General features: G+C 65.5%; 20 protein-coding genes. 8 read left to right on the forward strand and 12 right to left on the reverse strand.

Annotated features, from left to right (window positions below; all coding sequences use genetic code 11):
• Positions 1–113: 113 nt before the first annotated feature.
• From folP to ACPDIX_RS09380, 5 genes are read left to right on the forward strand one after another with little or no spacing between them, the layout of a single operon-like run.
• Positions 114–947: a dihydropteroate synthase gene (gene folP / locus ACPDIX_RS09360; RefSeq protein WP_423431630.1), complete on the forward strand. Its 834-nt coding sequence runs from the start codon at positions 114–116 to the stop codon at positions 945–947.
• The gene (gene cdaA, locus ACPDIX_RS09365) at positions 944–1816 is read left to right on the forward strand and encodes a diadenylate cyclase CdaA (protein WP_423431523.1); all 873 of its coding nucleotides are present in this window, start codon (positions 944–946) and stop codon (positions 1814–1816) included. Before folP ends, cdaA begins: the two co-directional genes overlap by 4 nt.
• Positions 1816–2226, forward strand: a complete 411-nt coding sequence (locus ACPDIX_RS09370) for a CdaR family protein (protein ID WP_423431524.1) — start codon at positions 1816–1818, stop codon at positions 2224–2226. The genes cdaA and ACPDIX_RS09370 overlap by 1 nt, the downstream gene beginning before the upstream one ends.
• A gap of 10 nt (positions 2227–2236) precedes the next feature.
• Positions 2237–3619, forward strand: a complete 1383-nt coding sequence (glmM, locus tag ACPDIX_RS09375) for a phosphoglucosamine mutase (protein WP_423431525.1) — start codon at positions 2237–2239, stop codon at positions 3617–3619.
• Positions 3620–3660: 41 nt separating this feature from the next.
• A complete protein-coding gene (locus tag ACPDIX_RS09380; RefSeq protein WP_423431526.1) occupies positions 3661–4593 on the forward strand; it encodes an L-lactate dehydrogenase in 933 nt (310 codons plus the stop codon).
• Between the two features lie 46 nt (positions 4594–4639).
• Here ACPDIX_RS09380 and tgt read toward each other — a convergent pair whose 3' ends face one another.
• Positions 4640–5785, reverse strand: coding sequence for a tRNA guanosine(34) transglycosylase Tgt (gene tgt / locus ACPDIX_RS09385; protein ID WP_423431527.1), 1146 nt, complete (start codon positions 5783–5785; stop codon positions 4640–4642).
• A gap of 1445 nt (positions 5786–7230) precedes the next feature.
• Here tgt and ACPDIX_RS09390 point away from each other — a divergent pair.
• Entirely contained in the window at positions 7231–8454 is a 1224-nt protein-coding gene (locus tag ACPDIX_RS09390) for a glycosyl transferase (RefSeq protein WP_423431528.1), read from the forward strand.
• A gap of 217 nt (positions 8455–8671) precedes the next feature.
• Positions 8672–10018, forward strand: coding sequence for a mechanosensitive ion channel family protein (locus ACPDIX_RS09395; protein ID WP_423431529.1), 1347 nt, complete (start codon positions 8672–8674; stop codon positions 10016–10018).
• On the opposite strand, the gene ACPDIX_RS09400 is transcribed toward ACPDIX_RS09395, so the two are convergent.
• The 11 genes from ACPDIX_RS09400 to ACPDIX_RS09450 all read right to left on the reverse strand — a co-directional run bounded on the left by ACPDIX_RS09400 (position 9981) and on the right by ACPDIX_RS09450 (position 23947).
• Positions 9981–10346 (reverse strand): sulfite exporter TauE/SafE family protein, encoded by a 366-nt coding sequence (locus ACPDIX_RS09400; RefSeq protein ID WP_423431530.1) that lies wholly within the window; start codon positions 10344–10346, stop codon positions 9981–9983. The genes ACPDIX_RS09395 and ACPDIX_RS09400 overlap by 38 nt on opposite strands.
• Before the next feature lie 189 nt (positions 10347–10535).
• Complete coding sequence (pyrE, locus tag ACPDIX_RS09405) at positions 10536–11102, reverse strand: orotate phosphoribosyltransferase (protein WP_423431531.1); 567 nt, start codon at positions 11100–11102, stop codon at positions 10536–10538.
• 248 nt (positions 11103–11350) lie between these two features.
• On the reverse strand, positions 11351–12085 hold the full coding sequence (locus tag ACPDIX_RS09410) for a type II secretion system protein (protein ID WP_423431532.1): 735 nt from the start codon (positions 12083–12085) through the stop codon (positions 11351–11353).
• 463 nt (positions 12086–12548) lie between these two features.
• Positions 12549–13697, reverse strand: coding sequence for a PA0069 family radical SAM protein (locus ACPDIX_RS09415; protein WP_423431533.1), 1149 nt, complete (start codon positions 13695–13697; stop codon positions 12549–12551).
• 100 nt (positions 13698–13797) lie between these two features.
• Positions 13798–15138 carry an ABC transporter permease gene (locus ACPDIX_RS09420; RefSeq protein WP_423431534.1) on the reverse strand — a complete coding sequence of 447 codons (1341 nt, stop codon included), beginning with the start codon at positions 15136–15138 and terminating at the stop codon, positions 13798–13800.
• A gap of 133 nt (positions 15139–15271) precedes the next feature.
• Positions 15272–15997, reverse strand: a complete 726-nt coding sequence (locus ACPDIX_RS09425; RefSeq protein WP_423431535.1) for an ABC transporter ATP-binding protein — start codon at positions 15995–15997, stop codon at positions 15272–15274.
• A gap of 9 nt (positions 15998–16006) precedes the next feature.
• Positions 16007–17986, reverse strand: coding sequence for an efflux RND transporter periplasmic adaptor subunit (locus tag ACPDIX_RS09430; RefSeq protein ID WP_423431536.1), 1980 nt, complete (start codon positions 17984–17986; stop codon positions 16007–16009).
• Entirely contained in the window at positions 17970–19727 is a 1758-nt protein-coding gene (locus tag ACPDIX_RS09435; RefSeq protein WP_423431537.1) for a TolC family protein, read from the reverse strand. Before ACPDIX_RS09435 ends, ACPDIX_RS09430 begins: the two co-directional genes overlap by 17 nt.
• Positions 19728–20074: 347 nt before the next feature.
• Positions 20075–21031 carry a glycoside hydrolase family 43 protein gene (locus tag ACPDIX_RS09440; protein WP_423431631.1) on the reverse strand — a complete coding sequence of 319 codons (957 nt, stop codon included), beginning with the start codon at positions 21029–21031 and terminating at the stop codon, positions 20075–20077.
• A gap of 296 nt (positions 21032–21327) precedes the next feature.
• The gene (locus ACPDIX_RS09445; protein WP_423431538.1) at positions 21328–22260 is read right to left on the reverse strand and encodes an SDR family oxidoreductase; all 933 of its coding nucleotides are present in this window, start codon (positions 22258–22260) and stop codon (positions 21328–21330) included.
• 172 nt (positions 22261–22432) lie between these two features.
• The gene (locus ACPDIX_RS09450) at positions 22433–23947 is read right to left on the reverse strand and encodes a TolC family protein (protein WP_423431539.1); all 1515 of its coding nucleotides are present in this window, start codon (positions 23945–23947) and stop codon (positions 22433–22435) included.
• A gap of 260 nt (positions 23948–24207) precedes the next feature.
• Between ACPDIX_RS09450 and ACPDIX_RS09455 the strand changes: the two genes are divergently transcribed.
• Positions 24208–25620 carry a Gfo/Idh/MocA family protein gene (locus ACPDIX_RS09455; RefSeq protein WP_423431540.1) on the forward strand — a complete coding sequence of 471 codons (1413 nt, stop codon included), beginning with the start codon at positions 24208–24210 and terminating at the stop codon, positions 25618–25620.
• Positions 25621–25725: the final 105 nt, after the last annotated feature.

A 25725-nucleotide genomic window follows, 5' to 3' on the forward strand; every position in this document is an offset into this window, starting at 1 on the left:
GGCGGTGCGCAGGGAAGGGTGCGGGCCCGTGCAGGGCCCGGCACCCGGTGAGGATTGTCAAGCAGCCGGGAGGGGCGTTGAGCCGATTGCCTGAAACGGAGGCCAGGGCGGAGATGCTCTGGGAGGCCGGGCCCCATCGCTGGGAGTTCCCCCGCCGGACCCTGGTGATGGGGATCGTCAACGTCACACCGGATTCTTTTGCTGACGGCGGCCGGTATTTCGACCCGGAACGTGCCGTGGCGCACGGGTTGGAGCTGGCGGCGCAAGGTGCCGACCTGCTGGACGTGGGCGGGGAATCCACCCGTCCTGGCGCGGAACCGGTTCCCTTGGAGGAGGAGCTCCGCAGGGTGCTGCCGGTGATTCGGTCCCTGGCCCGGCAGGTGCGCATCCCGATTTCGGTGGACACGGTCAAACCGGAAGTGGCCGCGGAGGCACTGGCCGCCGGTGCCTGCATTGTGAACGACGTGGCGGCGAACCGCTCCGACCCGACGCTGTGGCGCGTGGTGGCGGAGGCCCGGGCGGGTTACGTGTGCATGCACATGCAGGGTTGTCCCCGCACCATGCAGCAGCGGCCCACCTACCGGGACGTGGTGGCGGAGGTGTCGGCCTTTTTCGGGGAACGTCTGGAGCGACTGGCCGGTGCGGGCGTGCCGCCGCAGCGCGTGGTGTTGGACGTGGGGATCGGGTTCGGCAAAACCTGCGAGCATAATTTGCAATTGCTCCGTGAATTGGCGAGCTTTACTAGGTGGGGGCGCCCCCTGCTGCTGGGCGTCTCGCGCAAGTCGTTTCTCGGCGTGTTGACCGGAGCGGCGGTGGCCGATCGTTTGCCGGGCTCGCTGGCTTGTGCCGTGTGGGCGGTGACGCGGGGGGTGGCCATCCTGCGGGTGCATGATGTGGCCGAGACCGTGCAGGCGGTGCGTGTGATCGAAGCCGTGTTGAAGGCATGAACGGTTGGGATCTGTCAGTCCTGAAAGCGCTGGGCCGGCCGGCGCTGGAGATCGCCATCCTGACGGTGGTGATCTACCATGCGCTGCGGTTCGTGCGCGGGACTCGGGGCTGGCCGGTCGTGCTCGGGTTCATCCTCAGTCTGCTCACGCTCGGTCTGATCATTTACCTGCTGGACCTGCAGGTCTTGCGCTGGTTGTTGGGGACCTTCTCGGCGTTCATGGCCGTGGCCATCCTGGTGATCTTTCAACCCGAACTGCGCCGCATGCTGGCCGAGGTGGGGAAACTGCCGCTGTTCGCCACCCCGCAGGAACAACGCGAAATCATCGAGGTGATCATCAAGGCCTGCGAACGGCTTTCCGAATGCAAGATTGGGGCGCTGATCGCCATCGAGCAGTCCATCCGACTCGAGGACGTGGTCGAATCGGGGATTCCGGTGGACTGCGAGGCCACGCCGGAAATGTTGGAATGCATTTTCTTCCCCAACAATGCGATCCACGACGGCGGGGTGCTGATCAAGGGCGATCGGATCTCCCATGCGGCCTGCATCTTTCCGCTGTCGCGCCGGCAGGACCTGGATCCCACCTTGGGCACGCGGCATCGGGCTGCCCTGGGTCTCAGCGAGGAAACCGACGCCGTCGTGGTGGTGGTGTCCGAGGAGACCGGTTCCATCTCGTACGCGTACCGGGGCCAGTTGGTGCGCGGCGTCACTGTGGAAGCGCTGCGGGACTTCCTCACGGCGACGTTGATCCGGCCGGTTCGTGCCCGGGGCTGGATCGCCTGGTTGCGCCAGCGTTTTGAACGGCCGCGACCTGCACCGGCGGTGTTGAGCCGGCAGCCGACCGTGCCGGGTTCGAGCGAGTCGAGCTGATGGCGCGCATTCCTCTCCATTGGTTCAAGGAAAACCTGGGGCTGAAACTGTTCGCCCTGGCATTGGCGGTGTTGATCTGGACCACCGTGCACGACATGATCCAGGGCGGAAGCGGGAGCGTGGGGTTCGGCCGGACCCGCACCCTGACGGACGTGCCCGTCTGGGTCCTGGTCCGGGCGGGCGACAGCCAGGGATTCCGGGTCGAACCTTCCACCGTGGAGGTGACGGTCCGGGGACCGCGGGAGCTGGTGGAAGCTCTGGATCCGGAAGACCTGCGCGTGGTCGTGCGTGCGGACCCGGATTCGGGCGAACCCGGCCAGCCGCTCCCCGTGGAGGTGGTGCCGCCCGAAGGAGTCACTGTGGTGCGCGTCCAACCCTCCCGGATCCGGGTGTGGAGTCCGCCGGATTGAACGAACCATCATGAGCAAGAAGAACCGTATCTTCGGGACCGACGGCGTCCGTGGGACGGCCAACCTCGAACCGGTGACCGCCGAGACGGCCCTCAAACTGGGCCGGGCCGCGGCTCACGTTTTCAAGCACCTCGAAGCCCAGCCCCGGGGCCGGGGCCGGCACAAGATCGTGATCGGCAAGGACACCCGTCTCTCGGGCTACATGCTCGAGAACGCACTCTCCGCCGGCATTCTCTCCATGGGAGTGGACGTGCTTTTCATCGGCCCGCTGCCCACGCCCGGCGTGGCCTACGTCACGCGCAGTCTCCGCGCCGATGCCGGCATCGTCATCACCGCCTCGCACAACCCTTACACCGACAACGGGATCAAATTCTTCCAGGCTGACGGCTACAAACTCGACGACGCGGTCGAGGCCGAGATCGAGCGCCTGGTTTTCAGCGGCGAAATCGAGAACATCCGCCCCAGCGCCGAACACATCGGCAAAGCCGTCCGGATTGACGACGCGCTCGGCCGGTACATCGAGTTCGCCAAGTCCAGCTTCCCGCGCAACCTCACGCTGGAAGGGCTGCGGATCGTGGTGGACTGCGCGCACGGGGCCGCCTACAAGTCCACCCCCTGCGTCCTCCGCGAACTGGGCGCCGAGGTGCTGGTCTTCGGGAACCAACCCGATGGCACCAACATCAACCGGGACTGCGGTTCCATGCACCCGGAGCAACTCTGCCGGCTGGTCCTGGAGTACCGGGCCGATGTGGGGATTGCCCACGACGGGGATGCCGACCGCGTCCTCATGTGCGACGAGAAGGGCCGGCTGGTGGATGGCGACGACATCATGGCCATTGCCGCCCTGGAAATGCTGGCGCAGGGGACCCTGGCCGAACGAACCCTGGTGACCACCGTCATGAGCAATGCGGGTCTGGACCGCGCCATCCAGGCGGCCGGTGGCCGGGTCATCCGCACGCAGGTGGGCGACAAGTACGTCATCGATGAGATGATGAAAAACGGCTACAACCTGGGCGGCGAACAGAGCGGTCACCTCATCTTCCGGGATCATTCCACGACCGGCGACGGGTTGGTGGCCGCCCTGCAGGTGCTGCGCATCATGCGCACCACCGGCAAGCCGCTCAGCGAGTTGACCCGTTGCTGGGAACGCTTCCCCCAACGCCAGTTCAACATCAAGGTCCGGGCCAAACCGCCGTTCGACGAACTCAAGGACCTGGCCGAGCTCAAGGCGCGGGCCGAAGCCGCGCTACAAGAGCAGGGTGGACGGCTCCTGCTCCGGTATTCCGGGACCGAACCCAAGGCCCGTCTCCTCTTGGAAGGGCCGGACGCCGCGGCGCTCGAACACTGGGGCAACCAGATCGCGGCGGTCATCCGGTCGCAAATCGGTGCCTGATCGGGCCTTCCGTTCCCTCAACCCCGGCGGCAGGTATCTCCATGAAAGTGGGCATCGTCGGTACCGGTTTCGTCGGCAGCAGCGCGGCCTATGCCATGGTTTTGCGGGGTGTGGCCAGCGAGTTGGTGCTGGTGGACGCGCGCCCGGAACTGGCCCGCGCACAAGCCGAGGACATCCTCCATGCCGTTCCTTTCGGGTCCCCGGTTCGGGTCATGGCGGGGGATTATTCCGACCTGGCCGGCGCCCGGGTGGTTGTGCTGGCCTGCGGCGTCAACCAGCAGCCCGGGGAGACGCGACTTCAACTCCTGGAACGCAACACCGCGGTTTTTCAGGAGGTCATGAACCGCCTGCGCCCGCATGCTCCGGGGGCGATCCTGGTGGTGGCCACCAATCCGGTGGACCTCATCACGCAGATCGTCCTGCGGCTGTCCGGGCTGCCCCCGGATCGCGTGGTGGGGTCGGGCACGATCCTCGACACGGCCCGGTTCCGCGCCCTGTTGGGCGAGCACCTGGGCATCGCACCCCAGTCGGTGCACGCCTACGTGCTGGGCGAGCACGGCGATTCAGAGGTGCTCGTCTGGTCCAGTGCACGAGCCGGCGGGGTGCCCCTGGAAACCTTCGCCCAACAATCCGGTCGGGCACTCACATCCGAGGTCAAGGCGCGGATCGACGACGGCGTGCGGCGCGCCGCCTACCGCATCATCGAAGGCAAGCGCGCCTCCTGTTACGGCATCGGGGCCGGCCTGGCCCGCATCGTCAAGGCCATCCGCGACGACGAACGGGTGGTCCTGACCCTCAGCGGGTTCGACGGGCACCTGGCCGGGTTTGCCCCGGTCTGTTTTTCCCTGCCGCGTGTTCTGGGTGCCGACGGTATCCGCACCACCCTGCTGCCGCCGTTGAATCGCTCGGAAAAGGCCGCCCTGCGCCGCAGCGCCGAGATCCTGCACGAGGCCGCGCGCTCCCTCTCGCTCTGAGGACCGGATCGAGCCGGCCGGAATGGAGGACCGGCCGGAACGGATCCTACCGCTCCAGGCCGGCAACCGCCCGGGCCGAGAGCACCCGCCGGCTGGGCACGTACTGCGCCACAAATTCGCGCCGGAACTCGGCAAAGGTTCCCGCCCGGATGGCCGCCCGGATCTCCGCCATGAGTTTCAAGTACAGATGCGTGTTGTGCACGCTCACCATCCGCAGACCCAGAATCTCGTTCACGTTGAGCAGGTGACGCAGATAGGCCCGCGTGAAGTGTCGGCAGGCAAAGCAGTCGCACCCCTCCTCGATGGGCCGGAAATCCGCCTTGTACGCCCCTCCCTTTAACGGAAACGCACCTCGGCGGGTGAACGCCGTCCCATTGCGCGCCACCCGGGTGGGTAGCACGCAGTCGAACATGTCCACGCCCCGCGCCACCAGTTCGACGATTTGCGCGGGCGTGCCCAGCCCCATCGCGTACCGGGGCTTTTCCCGGGGCAGATGCGGCAGCGTCATGTCCACCGCCCGGAACATCTCGGGTTCCGGCTCGCCCACACTCACGCCGCCGATGGCATAGCCGTCGAAATCCATGGCGACCAACTCGCGCGCGCAGTACTCGCGCAGCTCGGCGGACGTGCCCCCCTGGACGATCCCGAACACCTGCTGACCTTCGGCACGGGGTTGCTCCCGGCATTCGCGCGCCCAGCGCAGGGTCCGTTCCACGGCCATGCGCTGCTCGCGCGGCGGCGCGTCATACGCGGGGCATTCGTCGAACACCATGGCGATGTCAGATCCCAGGACCCGCTGGATCGCCATGGCTTCCTTCGGCCCCAAAAACAGCCGCGCCCCGTCCACGTGCGACCGGAACTCCACCCCGTGAGGATGAATCTTCCGGATCTGGGCGAGGCTGAAGACCTGGTAGCCGCCGCTGTCGGTGAGGATCGGCTTTTGCCAGTTCATGAAGCGGTGCAGGCCGCCGGCAGCCTCCAGGATCTCCAAGCCGGGGCGGATGTAGAGGTGGTACGTGTTGCCCAGGATGATCTGGGTGCCCATCTCCTCCAGCTCGCGTGGATCCAGGGCCTTCACGGTGGCCTGCGTGCCCACGGGCATGAACACCGGTGTCTCCACCACACCGTGCCGGGTGGTCAACCGGCCCAGACGCGCCGCTGTCTGTGTATCTGTCTGCAACAATTCGAACATGCGGCGGGGGTTTTACCCGAGCCGGCTGCGGTTCGCCAAGTATGCCGTGGACGGGTGAAGTCGCCGGAAAGCTTCCGCAGAGCATTCCACGCCCCTTGCGAAGCCCCGAGGGAGATGTCACCACGGGCCGGCACGCGCGGAACAAGGCCCGGGATCGCTCGGCCCGTGCGCCGGCGGACAGAGCCGGACCTCGAGAGTGGATCCTGACGGTGCCCACAGGTGAACACCGGGCGAAACGATCCCGGAGCGGCCCGATCCGCCGTGCCCGTCCCGCAACCACCGAGACGCGGAGTCCAACCTGGAGACGCCGGGGGACTTGCCAATCAACCACAGAGGCACCGAGAGCACGGAAGAAGTACAAGAAAGACACTTCACGCGAGAAGGGGTCGTGATCGTACACATGGCGTCGCGGCAAACGGGATGGCCGTGTTGATCAAAAAATTGGTAGCAGATGCGCCCGGCATGGACTGCAGCCTTGCATGGACGGATGCACGCAGCACTTGTGAGGGCAGCCCAAGACCTCTGTGTTTACGCCGTCTCCTTGGTTCTTTCCTTTGGGAAGACTCCGGCTGCAGGGGGTGGTGAGGGCCTTGCCCGGCTCCCGCATGGGGACAGGGGGTTGGGGTGCCAGCCGCAGCAGGTACCCCGACCGGCAACGGCAAATTCGACCTGTGCACCAGCTCCGGGGTCAGCGGTCTCCGAAAACTTGTACCGAGCAGGAACCGCCGCTGCCCTGTTCCTTGGCTCGAACCGTTGACAGAGCGGCCTGCTACCCCGGCAGGCCGGCTCGCATCCAAGGAACGAATCGCAATGAACACCCCAAACATTACCTGCGCCGGCCTCGACACGGTAAAGGGTTTCTTGCTGCCGGGCCTTCAAGGTGGCCCCGCTCAAGCTTCTCCGCAGCCCCGATGACGTGCGCCGGCTGATCCCGTTCCTCCAGGCCGCAGGCCAGCTCCTCCGGGTGCCCTGCGGGGCCACCGAAGGTTGTGAACCACCCGTCCTGCGAGTCTCCAGAGCGCAGCCATCCCGGTCTCTGTCGTCTGGAGCGCGGGTTCGCCAGCCGGGCAATGTAGCCGCCCTGCCGGCCGGGCCGTCCGCACCGGGCCGGCTCAGCTGCCGGAGATCCCGGGCTTGACCGGCCGGCCGGGCGCCTGCAGGGCGGGAAGCTCGGGGCGCAGAGGGAAATGCGCCTTGACCCGGAGGGCTGGCCTGTTAGGAAAGGGATGCGACGCTGTACAGCCGCGCGAATGCGGATGCGTGCGCGACTGCGCAGATGAAGGGCGACTGCCGGGCATCTTTCCAAGGGCGAAAGGTTCAGGTCGCAGCTCGGTTCTCGCGAGGTTATCGGCTCCGAAGCGGCTGCCGGGGAGTCGCCCGGGCGCAGCGGATCGGTGTCCCGGGTCAGGGGAACTCGGAAGGGTACAGGAAACGAAATCGCACGCATGGCGGACTTTTTCCAGACCGGTGCCATTGCCACGCTCCATCGTCTGGGGACGCAGGACCTTGGACGATTGGAGCGCGAGTTGATGGAGTTCGTGCACGAGACCCCGATCGGCCTGGTGCTTCCGTGTCATGTGCGGGAGTTGGGGACGCGAGCGCTGCGATTGATTGCGCGGGAGCTGCGGGAGGTTCCTTACCTGCGCCAGATCATCGTGGGGCTGGACGGTGCCACCCGCAGTCGGGACTTTCAACGGGCGCGACGGTTTTTTGCCGGCCTGCCCCAGCGGCCGGTCGTGGTTTGGAACGACGGTCCCAGACTGTCGGCGTTGTATCGGAAATTGGAGGAGAACGACTTGTATCCGGGGCCCAGCGGAAAGGGTCGCAATGTTTGGATGTGTTTTGGTTATGTGCTGGCCAGCGAGCAGGTGCGGATGGTGGCCATGCACGACTGCGACATCCTGACGTACAGCCGGGAACTGCTGGCCCGGCTCTGTTATCCGGTGGCCCATCCCAGCCTGGGATTCGACTTCTGCAAGGGGTACTACGCACGTGTGACGGATCGGTTGAACGGCCGGGTGATGCGGCTGTTGATGACGCCGTTGATTCGGGCACTGAAAAGCATCCTGGGTGCGCACCCGTTCCTGGTGTACCTGGACACGTTTCGTTATCCGCTGGCCGGGGAAGTCTCGCTGGATGTGGATCTGGTGCGGCGTTTGCGGATCCCGCACGACTGGGCTCTGGAGATCGGCATGCTGGCGGAGGTCTACCGCAACTGTTCGCCTCGTGCCATCTGCCAGTCCGAGCTCTGCGAGAATTACGACCACAAGCATCGTGAGCTTTCTCCGCGCGACCCCGAAAAGGGCCTCAACCGGATGGCGGTGGACATTGTGAAGTCGCTGCTGCTTCGGATGGCTGCCGAGGGGATCAAACTGGATACCGGCCTGTTTGACTCCCTTCTGGCCTGCTACAGCCGGCAGGCGGAGGATACCCTTCGGTTCTACGCCGCGGACGCGGCCATTAATGGTTTGTACTATGCCCGGCACGAGGAGGAGAGTGCCGTGGCGACCTTTGTCCGCAGCATTCGGGCGGCTTGTCGGGCCTACCAGGAAGATCCCTTGTCCTCGCCCCTGATTCCGAATTGGAACCGCGTAGAGAGTGCTCTGCCGAATTTTCTGGAGGAACTGCGTCGGGCCGTGCACGCGGACAACGAGATCGAGGAGCCCTGAGACAGGCCGCAGGGGCGTCGTGCCGCCTGCGGCGTGGCTGGAGTTCCGGCCGCGCGGATTCAAGAGACGGTCCCGTCATGGCCAGAGCCCGGCGCATGCCCCCTCCGGGGACGTCTTCGTTCGCGACCGTGTCGATGCGGATGCAGCGGTGTTTCGATGCAACAGGCTCCGGCGCCTGCGCTTGCCCGCGCGCCTGCGGCTCTCTACCTTCCGGCCCATGCGCGTTCGTCGACGGTGGATGGCAAGCATTGCCGGTGTCCTGCTCGGGCTGGTGTGGATGTTGGTCTGGGCTCCGGAAGGGGCCGGTGCGGCCGAATCCCTGCCGGGGCCGGGCGGTGGCACTTCCGCCCCGCCGGTTGCCGTCGCGGCAGAGGCTCCGTCGAACCCGGCGCCGGTGACCAACGTCCTGTTCACTCTCGGGTTGGATCGGGTGCCCTGGCTGCAGCAGGAGTTCCTGGGGATGAAGCTCTGGCGGTACCTGGCGTCGCTGGTGTACCTGCTGTTGGCGATCTACGGTTCCCGATTCGTGGACCACCTTTTGACGGTCCGGCTGCGCCGCTTCGCGGCGCGCACGGCCAGCCGATGGGACGATCTGCTCATCGACATGCTCCACGGGCCGGTGCGGATGGTGGCCCTGGTGATCTTCTTGCACATCGGGTTGGAGGTGCTCGAGTGGCCTGCGGGGGTGCGACGTTGGATTTCAGCGGGGCTGATCGTGCTGGTGGCGGTGTCCCTGACCTACCTGGTCATCAAGCTGGTGGATCTGGGGCTGGGCATGTGGCAGATCCGGATGGAAGGCACCGAGGACAAGGTTTTCCGTGAGACGTTGTTGCCGGCCATTCGCAAGACGGCGCGGGTGATCCTGGTCATTGGCGCGGCCCTTTTGACCGCCGACAACCTGGGAATCGAGATCAAGACGATCCTGGCGGGCCTTTCGGTGGGCGGTCTGGCGCTGGGTCTGGCAGGTCAGGAAACGGTGGCCAATCTGATCGGCGCGATCGTGATCTTCCTGGACAAGCCGTTCAAGATCGGGGACCGGATCGTGCTGGAGGGTGTGGACGGGGTGGTCGAGTCCATCGGGCTGCGCAGCACGCGCATCCGAAACCTGGACGGCCACCTGGTCACCGTGCCGAACAAGACGCTGACCAACGCCACCATCACCAACATCACCCTGCGTCCCAACATCCGCACGCTCATCAACATCGGCATCACCTACAACACCCCGGCCGAGCGCGTGCAACGAGCGGTGGACATCCTGTCCGAGATCTACCGGGCTCATCCCATGACCCACGATGTGTGGATCAGTTTCAACAAGTTCAACGACGCCTCGTTGAACATCTTCGTGGTTCACTGGTGGAAGGGCACCGATTTCAAGCAGTACCTGGCAGGGATGCAGGAATTGAACCTCCGGATCAAGGCGCGGTTCGATGCAGAGGGCATCGAGTTTGCCTTCCCGACGCAGACGCTTTATGTGAAGCAGGGGTCGGATTGGCGCATTCACGGCGGATCGGACCCGTTGCCCCCGGTCAACGTCCCAGTAGGAGCTTCAGGCTCACCAGCATGAGGAACGCGCCGAAGAGCCGCTTGAGGTCGTCGGCCGGAATGCGGGTCGTAAGCCAGGCACCCAGGTACCCTCCCGCCACGGCCATTGGAGCGAGCGCAAGGGCCGTGCGCCAGTCCACATTGCCTTGGGTCCAGTGTTTGCCGGCGCTCACCAAGGCGGTGGGGATGATCACCAGGAGGGAGGTTCCCACGGCTTGTTTAACGTCGCGGATGGGTGGGCTGAGCAGGAAAAGCATGGCCGGCACCATGACGATTCCGCCTCCCACTCCGAAGAGCCCGCTGGTGAGGCCGCTTACCAACCCGATGGCGGCAGCAATGAGAGTATGCATGGCCCATGGGTTTGCCCGAGGGTGGCCGTGTGAGCAATCCCGTTCTCAAAGCTTACGGGCCGGTACGGCTTATTGCCGAGTTGACCCCCAAAGCGCTTCCCCGGATGGGCTCCTTCGGGATGACGCGGGACCGATCCGGAGAAGATGTCCGCCCGGCGGGGATCGTCCGGCCGAGAGGGTGACTTGGCATCAACGGCTGCCCGGTTTGAGCGCGGGGATGGCTGTCAAGTCGGGGGGCAATTGATCTGGCGGGAACGCCTCGACTGCCAGACGGAGCAGGCTGAAGAACGGGACGCCGAAATCCACCGTGCCGTTAGAACGGTCCACCAGCACCGCAACAGCCAGAACCTCGCCGCCGGCATTCCGGACGATCTCCATGGTTTCACGGACCCGACCGCCTTGAGTGACGACATCTTCCACCACGGCGATGCGTTCCCCGGGTGTGATGCGGAACCCGCGGCGCAGGGTGAGCCGGCCATCTTCCTTTTCTGTGAAGATGAACCGGCAGCGGAGTTGTCGGGCCACTTCCTGGCCGATGACCAGTCCGCCCATGGCCGGAGCGATGATGGTTGCCAGGGCTAGGGCGCGAAGAGGTTCGGCAAGAGCGGCGCCGAGCCGCTCGACGACGGGCATTTGTTGGAGGGCCAATGCGCACTGAAAATATTGGCGGCTGTGAAGGCCGCTGCGCAGGATGAAATGGCCCTCCAACAATGCGCCGGTCTCCCGAAAGATTTGCAGGACTTCCTCCGGTGTCATGCGCGGGGAGTGTTGGATCCGGGGTAGGGCGAATCAAGCCTGATCGTCGGGTGTGCCTGTACAGAACCCCAAGCTGCTTCTCAGGCGTGGGGGCTCCAGGGGCCGGTCTGGGGGACCTCTGCTTGTCCGTGCGCGGCCGTGGGCTTGGGGCCTGCGGGGTCTACCGTACGGTGCGCGGTGTTTCCTGGGAAAGAAAAAAGGCCGTCCGGAATCCGGACGGCCCAAGGAGAAGCCTGCGCTCCGATGGGTTACGGGAACAGGAGCATGTTGGCCGGATTCGAAACGTCCCCGGTTTGGCGTGCCGACTCGCGCAGCTTGGACGTGCTCCACTGCTGTACGCTGCCGTCCGCCAATAGCACGTTGCCCTGACGCTGGTGCATCTTGTCGGTCCAACCCACGTTGTTCAAAGTGGCAGTGTTGGTCGTCAGAGCCACCCTGGCGCCAGCGATCGTGTTTGGAGAGTTGCCGTATCCGTTGTTTGCCGTGGGCGTGGTCTGCGGACCGTAAATGTTTCGGTCGCCTGACAGAAACATGGAGCCCATGGTTTCATCGGCGTCTTGGCCGAGGAAGTACGACACCGCAGTGTTGTCACGGAAGTCCGCGAGGGGCGCCGGAGGGACGATGAAGTTGGTCCGCGCGTTGCGCTCGTCCGACGGACAGACCACCACTTTGGGCGTACTCAGCTCGTTGGACAGCACGGCAAAGTGCGTATAGATGAGGGTGTTGTTTTGGAGGTTGTTGGCCGTGCCACCTTCGCTATTGGGCACTCGCATGGGGAAGCGATCGCCGTTGTCGCTGGCCCAGATGCGGAAGCCCAGACCGACCTGCTTGAGGTTGTTAACGCAGTTGATCCGTTGAGCCTTGGCCTTGGCCTTGGCCAACGCCGGCAGGAGCATGCCAGCCAGGATCGCGATGATCGCAATCACGACCAGCAGCTCGATGAGCGTGAAGGCGGTGAGTTTGAAGCGACGTGTCTGTTTCATGATTCGTTACTTTTGGTTCCGTTCGTCTGAACTTGTGCAGGAACAATGCCAAATCCCCGACCGCGTGTAAAGCCTCGATTTCCAATGCGCGACGATTTTTGAACGGTTGCGCCGGCGCGCCGAGATCACGCGGCGCGCGTGAAAATCACGCGCTAGACAGAAGATCTTGAAGCGGTGCGGGAAGACCACTGGAGCGGTGAGGATTTGCGAAGGCGGATCTGCAGATTTATAGCCTGGGTCAGAGGAACTTGTGCATGAAGTGCGGCAATTTTTCCGCGGAGGGGATTGCCCGGGCCGCGGTTTGCGTGGTGGGTTCAAACCGGGCTGGGAACGGGGATTGGGCTCCGATTTGGCTGGGGTGTTGGGCCGGGCAGCGTCCCGGCGCGTGGTTCCTGTGCGGTGAGAGGGCCGGCCCGGCTGTCGCCGGGGGACCGGAGGGAAGCCTCGTGAGCTGCCAGGCCGATCACTTCAGGTTCGGAAACCCTTGCAGGTTGGAATCGTTGGGTGGCTTGTCTTCCGGGAAGGACAGCTCCAGTTGTCCAGTGCCGGCCCGGGGTTCTGGAACTCGAAACGCCGCGGTGGAGAGCTCGGGGAATGGGTCGGTCAGTCCTGCTCTGCGACAGGCCACCTCGAACATGCGCGCCAGGCGGGCGGCTTCCGGGCCGGTCCCGGTTAGGCGGGTGCCGAACCTCGAGTCGGTGAGTCTGCCCTCGCGGAGCTGTTGGAGGCGGCGGAGGATGCGGGCTTTTTGGAGGGGCGCATGCCGGTCCAACCAGTCGAGGAAGAGATCCTTCACCGCATGAGGCAGGCGGAGCACGGAGTAGCTGGCGAATCGTGCCCCGGCCTGGGCGGCGGCCCGGGTGAGTTGGAACATTTCGGAATCTGTCAATCCCGGGATCATGGGAGCCATGAGGATGCCGACCGGGATTCCGGCGCGGGCAAGGGCTTCGATTGCGCGGAGTCGAAACTCTGGCAGCGAGGCCCGGGGTTCGAGTCGCCTAGCGAGTTGGGCATCGAGGGTACTGATGGACAGGCACACCACGGCGGCCCGGTGCGCGGCCAGTTCGGCCAGCAGGTCCAGGTCGCGCGTGACCCAGTGGTTCTTGGTGACGACGCAAACGGGGTTGCGGAACTCGGCCAGGACTGCCAGGCAACGACGGGTCAGTTGCCATTTTCGTTCGACGGGTTGGTAGCAGTCGGTGACGCCGCTCAGGGCGATGGGGCGCGGCTGCCAGGAGGGCAAGCTCAGTTCGCGGCGGAGGAGTTCGGGAGCATCCGGTTTGACCACGATGATCGACTCGAAGTCGAGTCCGGCTGAAAAGCCGAGGTACTCATGGGTGGGGCGTGCATAGCAGTAGGCACAGCCGTGTTCGCAACCCCGGTAGGGATTGAGGCTGACGTCGAACCCAAGGTCCGGACTGTCGTTGAAACTCAGGACGCGGGTCGAACGGTCCAAGACGAAGCGGGTGCGGGGCAGCGGTTGCTCGGCCGGATCGAGGTCCGAGTCCGGCTCGTACTGCCACGGTTCGAACCGGTTGGGCGGGTTATAGGCCGCTCCCCGGCCGTGCGGCTCCGATTTGGAGGATCCACGGCTGTGGGTTGGGTTGGTCATGGCTCAGGTCCCAGTACAATGTACGGCAGGAGGAGCCCGGCGCCACCAGTGCGCGATGGGCCGGTGCATGCTGCGGCACCGGGCATCGGGCCTGCGCCGGTTACTCGTGCCGGAGAGCCTCCACCGGGTCCATGCGCGCCGCGCGGAGGGCCGGGTAAAGTCCGAAGACCACGCCCACGAGGGCTGAGATGCCGAAGGCCAGGGCCGGCGACCACCAGGTGATGATGGTTTTCATGCCTGCCCATTGGGTGACGGCGAAGGGGATGGCGGCGCCCAGGAGAATGCCCAACAGACCCCCGGAGGCGCTCAGCAGGACCGTTTCCACCAGAAACTGCAACACGATGTCGCGACGGCGTGCCCCCAGGGCACGGCGGATGCCGATTTCACGGGTTCGTTCAGTTACGCTGGCGAGCATGATGTTCATGATGCCGATGCCCCCGACCAGCAGGGAAATGGCCGCGATGGATCCCAGCACGACATTGAACAGCTGTTTGGTGCGTTCGGCGCGGCGCAGCAGTTGCCAAGGGACCACGATTTCGAAGTCTCTTTTGTCGTGGCCATGTTCGAGCAGGGGTCGGATGGACTCTGCGACGGGCGTGACTTCCTCGAGCCGGTGCACCTGGACGATTACCTCGTGCAGCGCGACCCGTTCAGCCTCGAGGGTACCCGAGCGTTGTCGGATGAGGGTCTCGCCGTAGCGGATCCTTGCCGTTTCCAGCGGGATGTAGATGCGCGGCCTTTCGGCTTGAGGAGTCGCAGCAGGGTTGACGGCTGCCGGTTCCGACTCGCGGGATCGCCGCTCCACCTGTGGGGCCATGACGCCGATGACCCGATAATACCGGGAACCGATGCGGATTTGGCGGCCCAACGGAAGCTCCAGCGGGAACAACAGCGGCACCAGCTCGGCCTCCACGACACACACGTTGGCGCGCGCTTGCATATCAAGGTCTGTGAAGAATCGTCCGACTGCCACCGTGTGACTGCGGATCTCCGGATACCAGGGCACCGTGCCGACCACCTCGCAATCCACGCGCCGGGTGAGGTTCCATGCGTACTTGCGAATGACCCGGGCCGGGACGATGACGGTCACGCCGGGGATGGTGGCGCGGATGCGGCGCAGGTCGGTGTGGGTCAGACCGTATTCGAGGACGAAGCTCTGGGTGGCGCGCTCCGAGACCTTGCGGTCCTCGGGCGGTTTGACGCTGCGCAGAATGATGTTTTGGCTGCCGAGGTTTTTGATCTGTTCCTGGGCTTCGTAGCTGGCGCCCTCGCCGATGGCCAGCATGGCAATGACCGAGCAGACACCGCACACGATCCCCAGCACCGTCAGGAGCGAGCGCAACCGGTGCAGCCAGAGGCTCCGCAGGCCGAGGCGCAGGGTCTGGCGGATCCGGTGCCAGGAGGCGCGAGAAGGCGCTGCTGAGAGGCATGCGGCGTTCACGGCGGCGAGGACGGTCGCAAGACGGTTGGGTGCGCACTGGGCTGAGAGTACAGACAAGTCCCTGTGGGACGCCGGTGCGGCGGGCGGAGGGCGCCGGGCTCTGGGAACGTGGAGCGGCTGGGGTGGTTGCGTTTCATGGGGCGGAGGTGTGGATGTGAGTCGAGGGTGGGGGCCGGCGCCGCTCGTCTTTTTCCACCCGGCCGTCGCGGAGCCGGAGGATCCGATCCGCCCGTTCGGCCACGGTGGGATCGTGGGTCACCAGGATGAGGGTCCTGCCCTGTGCGTGGAGTTCGTCGAAGAGGTCGAGCACCTCGCGACCGGAAACGGAGTCGAGGTTGCCGGTGGGCTCGTCCGCCAGGATGACCAGGGGATCGTTGACCAGGGCGCGTGCGATGGCCACCCGCTGTTGTTGGCCGCCGGAAAGCTCGTAGGGCCGGTGATCCAGCCGGTGACCGAGTCCCACGCGTTCCGCCATTTGCCGCGCGCGGGTGCGGCTGAGTTCCTCCGGGCACCCCTGGTAGAAGAGCGGCACTTCGATGTTTTCCACCACCGTCAGTTGCGGGATGAGATTGTAGGATTGGAAGACGAATCCCAGACGCGTGCCGCGTATGGTGGAAAGGGCGTCGTCATCGAGCCGGGAGACGTCCTGGTCGCCGAGGAGATACCGGCCCGCGGTAGGTCGGTCGAGGCAGCCGAGTACATTGAGCAGGGTGGATTTGCCGCAGCCGGACGGGCCCATGATGCTGAGGTACTCACCCGGTTGCAGGGTGAGGCTGACGCCGCGAAGCGCCTCCACCACCACGCTGCCCATGTGGTAGTGTTTGTGCACATCCTGGAGCTCGAGGATGGGTGCCGGCATGGTGCACGATCAACTGCTGGCGGTTGCCGGGACGGTTTGTGCGGCGTTGGCTGACGGGGAGGGTTCCCGGCCGTCCGGCGCGGGTTCCGGAGAAAGTGCGGGCTCGAGAGGAGGGTGGAGCAGGACCTGCTGGCCCTCCTGGAGTCCCTGCCGGATCTCGATGAATTCGTCGTTGAACTGGCCGATTTGCACGGGGACCGGTTCGGCCCTGCGCCCGCGCAGGACGTAGCAGACGTGTCCTTTTTCGCTGGGGACCACCGCCTGCACCGGCACGTAAAGGACGTCTTCGAGCCGGTCCACGAGAATTTCGACCTTGGCGCTCATGCCGGGCTTGAGCCATTCGTGGGTTCCCTGGATGGTTACGGTGGTGTTGTAGACCTTCATCTCAGGGTTGAACCAGCGGTTTTGCGAATCGGGCAGCACGGCCACGCGGGTGACCTCGCCGGAGAGGATTCTGTCGGGGAAGGCGTCCACGGTGATGCGCGCCTTCTGGCCCTTGTGGATCTTCTGGATGTAGGTTTCGTGAATGCGCACGTTGACGGCCATGCGGGTCATGTCGGGGATGGTGATGATGGTCTGGCGTTCCCGAACCGTGGCCCCTTCTCGGATGGCTTCCTCTCCGCGGAAGACGGCATCGTCGCGGCCACTCCCGTAGACGACCAGGCCGGGCCGCTGCGCGCGGATGACACACTTGGTGAGTTGGTTCTGGAGATCCTCCAGTTGCCGGCGTTGGACCTGGTACTGGGCCTGGGCCGAGCGCAATCGAGCCTCGGCCTGGGCCAGCCGGGCCAGGGCCTGCCGCCGCGTTTTGTCCAGTTCCCGGATGGCGTCGAGGTATTTGGAGAGTGTTTCCTCGGCCGTGCGGGGGAACTCGTACTTGAGGTAGAGGGCGCGCGCGGTTTCCGCGGTTTGCACCTTCAACCGGCTGTTTTCGTGGGCGATTTCGTCGCGCTGCAGATCCGTGCGCGTGACGAAGCCTTTTTCGAACAGGCGACGGGTTCCTTCGAGCGTGGCGGTGGCCTGTTCGAGTTCCTTCCGTGCGACCTGGAGGTTGTCCTCGAGTTGACGCAGCCTTTGCTTGGCCTCGCCGTCGCCCAGGGTGTCCAGACTCGCGTAGCGGGAAAAATCCACGTCGCTGGCCGAGGGCAGTTTGAGGCTGGCTTCGGTGGGCAAGGGGGCCAGGGGCGGCGGTTGGGAAGAGGGAGCCGCCGGCGCGGGAGCGTCGGCATGGGCGAGGGCGGCCAGGACTTCTGGTGGGATTTGCGGTGCGGAGGGCGGGTCTGCCGGCTCGCCGACCGGCTGCGAGAGCGCGGCGGTCACGGGAGCGGCGGCCGCCGCACCGACATGCGGCGCGGGCGTCGTGTGGCCGGACAGCGACTCCGGTGGAGATGCCGGCCGGCGGGGTTGGAGCGCATTTGTGGTCACCCGGGCCAGGATGGCGTCGAGGTTGAGTTCGTGCAGGATGGATTCGGCCACCTGATCCCCGAGCAGTTTGTCGAAATCCATCCGGGCGAACCGGACCCGCTGCTCGGCTGCGGCGATGTCGGTCAGGTTTTGATTGAGCTGGATTTGGTAATTCTGTTCGGCATCGGCCAGGCCGGCCACGGCGTTTTGGTACTGGATTTCCTGTTGGACGAGTTGCTTCTCGATTTCGGAGGAGTCGAGCTCGACCAGGATCTTGCCCTGTTTGACGTCTTCTTCCGTGACGAGATGACCCTCCTCGACGATGCGAAGGATTTTGGTGCCCTGAAAGCCGACGCGCACCTCGCATTTGATCTCCTGACTTTCCAGGGCCTCGATGTTGCCGGATTCCAGCACGGTGATCTCCAGGGGGCCGCGTCGGACGGTGAAGGTCGGTCCGGCGGCGTCCGGGGTGCGGCCGGTGCGGCCCCACCAAAGCAGCAGCGCCAGCAGGAGGCCGGCAACGGCCATCCATCGGAGCCGACCCCGACTCAACCATGCGGGGAGGCGTTCAGCGAACTTGGACATGTGTGACCTCCTGCCATTGACCGCGGTTCTTGATGTAAAGGATGCCCAGGTTGTTCCAGAATTGGAGTCTGGCGATGGTGTGGGCCACCAGCGCCTGCGTGCGCTGGTTGCGGGAGTTGACCAGGTCGTTCTGTGCGTCCACCAGGTCCAGGGCCCGGGCGCGACCCAGCTCGGCCAGAAGGTGCTGCTCTTCCACGCGGCGTTCGGCCAGGCGCACGCCGATCTCGCTGATTTCATGGTTTCGCTGGGCCTGGTCGAGGGCACGCCAGCTATCGCGGACCTGCAGTTTGATTTCGTCTTCCAACTGCTGGACACGCCGGGCCGCCTGGTCCCGGGCAATCAAGGCCGCACGATAGGCGTTGCGGTCGGCGGTCTTGTCGAGGCCGGGATCAATCTCCAGGCCGGCGCTGTAACTGTACCGGCCGGTCTCGGGCAGGGCGAACCCGGTGGTGTCGTCGGGATCGCTGCGCAGGGTGACGGATGTGGTGAAATCCACGCGCGGTTTGAGCTGATTGGCGGCCAGTTCGACCTTGCGCTCCGCGTCCACGAGTTGGTCGCGTGCGTTCAGGTAATCGAGGCGCGCGGCCAGGGCGACGCGGATGGAATCTTCCACGCTGATCTCGGGGTGGCGGATCTGGAGGTTTTCCAGCTCGCGGTCGTCGAGCACGATCCGGGTGTCCAGCGGCAGACCGAGGAGGAGCTTGAAGTTGTCGAGGGCCTGTTTGTAGCTGCGCACGGCATTGATCCAGGCGCTTTCGGCGGAGAGCTCCTGTTGGGCCAGGCGGCCCAGGTCGGTTTGCGTGACGCGGCCCTCTTCGGCCAGTGCGCGGGTGCGTTCGGCGTTGCGGCGGGAGCTTTGCAGGTTGAGCCAGGCATTGCGCACGCGGTCGCGTTCACCCAGTACGTTGTAATAGGCGGAGGCGATCTGGACGCTGAAGTCGCGCCGGTATTGGACGAACTCGCGGAGGTCGTAGAGCATCTGGCGCTCCGCCTGGGTGAGGGCCTCCATTTGCTGCCGGTAGCCGGCGTCCCGCACGAGCGGGCGGATGAAGGTGGCCGTCAGCTGGGAGGATGGGCGTTGTCCGCCGCTGAGAAACCGCAGAAACGATGTGGTGAGCGAGGCACTGAGCCGGCCCACGTCCTGGATGAGCCAGCTGGCCTGGATCTGGCCGGAACCGCTGACGCTGCGTTCCTCCACCAGGTTGTCGCTGAGCACCGGTCGGAGTTCGCCGGTGGTCTGGTCCAGTTCGTAACGAATCGCGCGTTCGGTCTGGCCGCCGAAACTGCCCTGGCCCCGTGCGGAGAGAATCGGAGTGAAATTGTGCCGGGTCAGCGTCAGTGCGAGGGCCGAGAGGTAGAGCTGTTCCTTGCGAGCCTGGTAGGCGCGGCTGTGGCTGACGGCCAGGGCCAGGGCCGCTTCGAGGCCCACCCGGCGGGCGCCCTGCTCCTGCACACCGTCCGGGCCGAGGAATTCCTCTGCGGTCTCGTTGACGGGCAGGGACTCCAGGTCCACCAGATTGGTGCGCGCCAGGGTGAAGTCGGGGTCCATGTTGGGGACCAGCCGCCCTTTTTCGTGGATCACGGCGTAGGCGGCGCGATCGGCGGCCTTTTCGTAATACGCGGCCGTACAACCCGATCCCGCCCACCCCATGGCGAGGATGCAGCCACCCAGTACGACGGAGGACAGGAGCTTATGCAACCCGCGGTCGGCGTCACGTTGGCGCATGGAGCGGGTGTTCATGGCAGATACACGAGCCGGGCCGGGCCCGATATTCCTCGTTCACCCCTGATGATGCGGGAGAACCTGTGGGGTGTCCACAGGCATTTGGGCTGTCCGGCGTGGCGGCGTCGGAGGGGTGCGATGTGGGAGGGCGGACAGGGCGACTGCGGCGCCGGGAATTTTCGGGCCGTGGATTCACGAGGGTGAGGAGCCCCGGAGGCGCGGGGCAATGGCGCATGGAACCGCGGCAGCCGCAGCGGTTCCTCGGCACGTCGTGCTGCGCTGGCGCCTGTCGAAGCACTGGGAAAGCCCTTGGCCCGCAGGGGCACACGGCCCCGCCCGGGCAGAATGCCGGACGGAAGGGCTTGTCAAAGCCGCACGCGACGGACGCCCGTGAAGGTCATGCGTACGGGTTTGATGAAGCCCTGGTCGTCGAATTCCAGCCGGTCCATGCAGACCACCCGGTGATTGGGGTCGCGTTCTCCCAGGGGTCGGCGGTGGTAGACGATGTAGTATTGCTCGCGGCCGGGCAGTTTGAGGACGGAATGGTGTCCGGCGCCGGTGGCCACGGCGGGATCCTGTTGGAGGATCTTGCCGATGCGGCGGAAGGGCCCGAGGGGTGAATCGGCGATGGCATAGGCCACGGAGTAGTCCGGCCCGGTCCAACCGCCTTCGGACCACATGAAATAGTATTTGCCGTCCCGCTCCATCATGAAGGGGCCCTCCACATAGCCCTGCGGAGTGATTTCCTTGAACCGGGAACCGTCGGGGAAGGGTTCCAAGCCGGTGAAATCGGGTTTGAGTTTCACGACGTTGCAGTGCCGCCAGCCGCCGTAGTACATGTACCACTGGCCGTCGCGGTCGCGGAAGACGTGCTGGTCGATGGGTTGGGCGCCGTTGTGGAACTTGTCGATGAGGGGGCGGCCGAGGTGATCGCGGAACGGTCCAGCGGGCCGGTCCGCCACCGCCACGCCGATGCCGCCGATCTGTTGATTGTTTTGGATGTCATTTGCGGCAAAGAAGAGGTAATAGCGGCCCTGATTGTGTACGGCGGCCGGCGCCCACAGGGCCCGGCGCGCCCAGCGCACGGCGTTGGTGTCGAGGATGCGCGGATGTTTGGTCCAGTGGACCAGGTCGGTGGAGGAAAACGCGTCGAAGAAGACCTGCTGATCGTAGGGTGCGGAGAAGGTGGGGTAGATCCACACCCGTTTGCCGAACACGGCCACTTCGGGATCGGCGTACCAGCCGGGCAGGATCGGGTTGCCCGAGTACTCGCGCCGTCCGGAGGGTTCCCGGCTCACGCATGCGGCCAGGCAGAGCGCCAGTGCACCGCCGAGCGCGACCGCGGTCACGTGGCCCGGCGGTCGAGGCTGGATGGGGCGGACTCGAGGGTGGGCGTCGGGCCGTCCCGAGGCGCAGGTGCGCGTGGCCGGTGAGGCACCGGCTTTCGCGGGGAGGCGGGCTGAAGAGGGTGCTTCCGGCGCGAGGCAACCCGGTTCGGACGGAGAGGACTTCAGCGGGTTCGGCCTTTGCATGGCGGCGGCAGATTGGCACAGACAGCCTCGTCTGCCAATGCCGGCCTGCGGGAGGTGCCGGGCGGTGCCAACCAGGAGGGGGCGGGTCAGCGCCGTGCGATGCGGCGCCGGGACAACTCGCCATGGTAGTGCAGTCCGAGTGTGGCGACGTTTTGGCGGGCCCAGTCGGTGAGGCGGGTGCGGCCGGTGGGCGGTTCGTTGTCCACGGCGAGCAGCCCCTGCATGAGCCCGAGGATTTCGTCGCGGGTGAGCAGTACGTCGTCGAGGAACCATCCAAGAAGTCGGGCAAACCACGCGCCGGTATCCGGTGAGACGCGGATCAGGGGGCGCGGGCAGTCCAGGATTTCGCCCAGTTGTTGGAGCAGGCCGCGGTAGGTGAATGTTTCGGGGCCGAGTGCGTGGAGGAGGGTGGATCCGTCGCGTTGCCCGAGTTCGACCGCCAACCGGGCCAGGTCATCCACGTGAACGGGTTGGAGCCGGTACAGGCCGTCTCCGAAGACGGCCATCACCGGCAGATGGCGCAGGCACCAGGCGATGTTGTTGATGAGGATGTCGTCGCCGCCGAAGAGGAGGGCGGGCCGCAGGATGGCCCAGGAGAGGCCGGATTCGCGGAGGGCCCGTTCCACCAGGGCTTTTCCGCGAAAGTAGGAGAGGGGGGAATTCTCCGAGGGGTTGGTGATGCTGATGTGAACGATGCGGCGGACCCCGGCTGCCCGGGCTGCCTCGAAAAGCCGGAGCGTATTCTGAATGGCTTGATCGAAGGTGACCCCGGCCTCTTCAAAGCGGACCCAGTAGGTGTTGTAGAGCACATCCGCGCCACGTAACGACTCGGTCAGCCTGTGCGGGTCGTCGAATGTCATGGGGCGAACCTCGATCGGGTGCTCGAACAACCCGGGTCGAGGGGGACTGTTCGTGAGCGTGCGCACCCGGTACCCGGCGGCCAGCAGGCGCCTGGTGATGTAGCGGCCCGAGTAACCGAACGCGCCGGTGACCACGTGCAGCGGGACGCTCGTGTTCATGAACCTTGGCGGAGCCTGGCAGGCTTCGGTTGGCGGCGGATCGAAACGGTCCGGGCAGGCTGGGTGCGGACCGGTGTGGGGCGCGGGAGGTGGCGCCCGGCTGAATGAATGAGCGGCTCCGCCTTGCCGATGCAGCAGCCTCGAGGCGGCACCGTGATGCGGCCGGTGCGGGTCATTGGAGGATGAGCTCGATGCCGTGGCGTTCGAGGGTGGAACCCTCGGCCTGGGCCAGCAGCGCCAGCGAACGGCGGTACTGGACGAGGGCGCTGATCTCGTCGGCGCGGGCGGCCGTGAGGTCGCGCTGCAGGCGCAGGACGACGAAGCTGGTGCTCTTTCCACTCTCGAGCTTCTTTTGCTCGGCCGCGAGGGCGGCTTCGGCGAACTCGCGTGCCTCGCGTGTGGCGGCCACGCGTTCGTAGTTGGCCTGGGCGAGTTTCACGGCGTTGTCGATCTCGATCATGATGTCCTGCTCCAGCTTTTTGAGTGCCAGGAGGCGGGCTTCGTACCGGGCCTTGCTGGCGCGGTAGGCATTCAGGGCCGCACGGTTGCCCAGCGGGTAACTGATCTGGCCGCCCACGAACCAGCTGGGCTGGTCCCGATCGCGGATGTCGCCGAAGACACCGCTGAACTCGGGCGTGGACCCGGCGTAACCGCCGCCGACCCGGAGATCCACCTGGGGATAGAGCTCGTTACGGTCGATCTTGACCTGGATGCCTTGTTGTTCGAGGTCGAGCTGGGCCTGGAGGAAGTCCGGTCGCATGGTGAGGCCCTTGGACCAGCTGTCCTGGACGTCGAGGATGGGCGGGGGCGCGTCCAGCTCGGCGGAGGGCTCCAGCCGGACATGACTCCATTCGGCGAAGTTGTCGGTCAGCAGTTGTTTGAGGTTGTTCTCCAGGACGGCCAGGTTGCGTTGGGCAGCGATGAGGTCGGCCCGGCGGGCGGCAACGTCGGCCTCGGCCTGTTTCTCATCCAGCGGTGCCAGGGCGCCCACCTCGACGCGTTTGCGGTTTTCCGCGAGCAACTGTTCGGAGAGTTGCAGGGCCATCTGCTGGACCTTGACGTTTTCGTAGGCGGCTTTGAGGTCGTAGTAGGCCAGCTCGACACGGGTGATGATGTCGATCATGCGCGCGCGCAGGGCCTGCTCGCTCCATTTGAGCCGGTTTTTGAGGATCTGGATGCGCAATCGGGTGGGGTTGTACCAGAAATCCTTCCACAACGGCTGGGTGACGCTGATGTTGATGGAGCCGCTGCTGTCGGAGTAGGGGAACTCGAGGATGTTGGTCCCGGACCCCAGGCCGTACCGAATGCCGTCGACGTCGCGCGCGCTCAGGGTGATGTTGTAAAGGGTTCCCCAGGGAAGCAGACCGTTGAGGGTGGTGCGAAAACTGTTCACGTCCTGTTCCCGGCCCGGGAGGGTGAACGTGCCTTCCAGGAGCGTCTCGCCGGCCTTGCTGTAGTCGTGCTGGCCGGAGGCGCTCAGGACGGGATCATAGGCCCCGTAACCGGCGCGGAGGTTGAACAGGGCCAGCTCGGGGTTGTATCGCTCGATGCGCAGTTCGAGGTTGTGTTCCAGCGAGTGCTGGATGCAGTCGGTGAGCGACCAGCGTCGGACCTCTCGTTGCACCTCTTGCGCGTCCAGGAAGGTGCAGCCTGCGAGCAGCCAGAGCGCGATCCACCTTGTTTTCATCGGGCGACCAGATTGCGCCAGGGGCGTGCCAATCGTCAAAGGCAAATCGGCGCTGGCGGCCGGTGAATTCGCCGAAACCGTGCGCATGGCCGGAGGAGATGGCCGGGAGGGGCGGGGTTGAAAGGGCAACTTCGAAACCTTGAATGAGGGGTTTTGGTGTTGCGTCTCTGGAGATGGTGCCTGCATTGTGGCACTGCGGAGCCCGCCTGCCGGACGAACCGGAGGCCGGGCTGCGCCGAACCAGAAGAATTGTCGCAACCATGAAACCCTCGGATTCTGGAAGGCTGAGTCGTCGTCGTTTCCTCCGGAACAGTGTTGTGGCCACGGGTCTGATGATCCTGCCGGCCCGTGTGCTCGGGCGGGATGGCGGTCCCTCGGCGAACAACCGGCTCAACATTGCGGGGATCGGCATCGGTGGCCAGGGCGCGTCCGATCTGCAGCAGATGGAATCGGAGAACATCGTGGCGTTGTGCGACGTGGACGAGCGGCATGCAGCCCATGTTTTCCGGCGCTATCCCAAGGCACGCCGGTTCAAGGATTACCGGAAGATGCTCGATGAGATGAAGGAGATCGACGCCGTGGTGATCGCCACGCCCGACCATCATCATGCGTTTGCAGCCATGGAGGCCATCCGCCGGGGCAAACATGTGTATTGCGAGAAGCCGCTGACGCATTCCGTTTGGGAGGCCCGCCGGCTGGCCGAAGCGGCGCGGGAGGCCGGGGTGGTGACCCAGATGGGCAATCAGGGGCAGGCGTCGGAGGAAACGCGCATGCTCTGCGAGGCCGTCTGGGCCGGGGCCATCGGTGCTGTGCGCGAGGTTCACATCTGGACGGACCGTCCCTCGCGGGGGTTGTTTGAAGAGTACTGGCCCCAGGGGATTGACCGACCCAAGGAGACACCGGCGGTGCCGGAGACGTTGGACTGGGACCTCTGGTTGGGGCCGGCCCCGGCGCGGCCGTATCATCCGATCTATGTGCCGTTCCGGTGGCGTGGCTGGTGGGATTTCGGCACCGGTGCGCTGGGCGACATCGGTTGTCACGCGATGGACCCGGTCTTCCGCGCATTGAAACTGGGGGCGCCTCTGACGGTTCAAGGTTCTTCCACCCGGGTGAATGCGGAGACCTATCCGCTGGGCTCCATGGTTACCTATCAGTTCCCCGCCCGGGACGCATCCGTACAGGCGCACAACCCGCACATCCGCGGCTTGTCCGGACGCGCCGCGGGCGGGATCGCGATGCCGCCGTGCAAGCTGGTGTGGTATGACGGCGGTCTGAGACCGCCGCGGCCGCCCGGGTTGCCGGACGGCCACTTGTTGGGCGACAACGGCCGTTTGCTCGTCGGGGACGAGGGCTTCATACTGGGCAACCGGATCTACCCGCTCGAGCGGGCGAAGGAGGTGGGGGAAATCCCGAAAACCATCCCGCGGTCGCCCGGACATTACGTCGAATGGATCCAGGCCTGCAAAGGCGGGCCGGCGCCGGGTTCGAGCTTCGACTGGGCCGGGCCGCTGACGGAAACGGTTCTCCTGGGCAACGTAACCTTGCGGGTTCAGTTGCGGGAAGATCTCACGCGATTTGCCTTGCGTTGGGATCCGGCGGCGTTCCGGTTCACGAACCTGGAGGAAGCCAACGCTTTCCTGAGACGCGAGTACCGGCAGGGCTGGACCCTGTGAGGTGGAGCGCACTACGGGGGCACGGAGACACGCTCCAAGGGGCGGCCGCGGCGTTGAACCTTGCAGCCGGGAGACGCGAGCCGGGAAGGACGGCGACACCGCCGG

Source organism: Limisphaera sp. 4302-co (genome assembly GCF_049537155.1).
Lineage (GTDB): Bacteria > Verrucomicrobiota > Verrucomicrobiia > Limisphaerales > Limisphaeraceae > Limisphaera.